The organism is Mesorhizobium marinum (genome assembly GCF_040813675.1).
GTDB classification, from domain to species: Bacteria; Pseudomonadota; Alphaproteobacteria; order Rhizobiales; family Rhizobiaceae; genus Mesorhizobium_K; species Mesorhizobium_K marinum.
On the sequence record NZ_JBFOCI010000044.1, the window covers coordinates 1 to 534 of the forward strand.

At 55.2% G+C, this 534-nt stretch carries 1 protein-coding gene; it reads right to left on the reverse strand.

The genetic code is table 11. The annotated features are described in order from the left end of the window. On the reverse strand, positions 1–420 hold a 420-nt coding region (locus tag ABUE31_RS22780), incomplete at its 3' end, for a recombinase family protein (RefSeq protein ID WP_367726053.1). Between the last annotated feature and the right edge of the window lie 114 nt (positions 421–534).

Sequence of the window (534 nt, forward strand, 5' to 3'; positions counted from 1 at the left end):
ACGCTGAGCTTCCCTCGTGGCAATAGCCTGAGCTTCGGCGGTTGCGGCCATAAAAGCGATGAGGGCATCGCGCACGGCTTGCTGAATTGGGTCTTTGGTTGCGCCATCAAAAACCATGCCGTTGATCACCGTCTTGATGACAACACCCTCTCGCATGAAGTGACGGATGCTATCTGAGACGTCTCGGTAGTCTCTTCCTAGCCGATCCACCCAGCGGACAACGAGCGTATCCCCTTTTTGAAGAAGGTCGAACAATCGCTTCCCTTGCGGTCGATCGCTGAGCTTCGTCGAGATACCCGACACACCATTGTCGGAGATGACCTTGTCGATCTTGAATCCGGCTGCCTCGGCCTGCTTCTTCTGGTGGTCGAGGTTTTGTTCTGCGGTCGACACACGCGCATAAAGGACAGTCTTCGGCACCGACGGCTCCTGTTCGAAAGGGTCTCGTCCGATGAGTAGGCTGTCCGATGATCAAAGTCAACCTGTACGGACAGCGAAGAGTCAAACAGCCAAAGTGTCCGATGCGGTATGCTC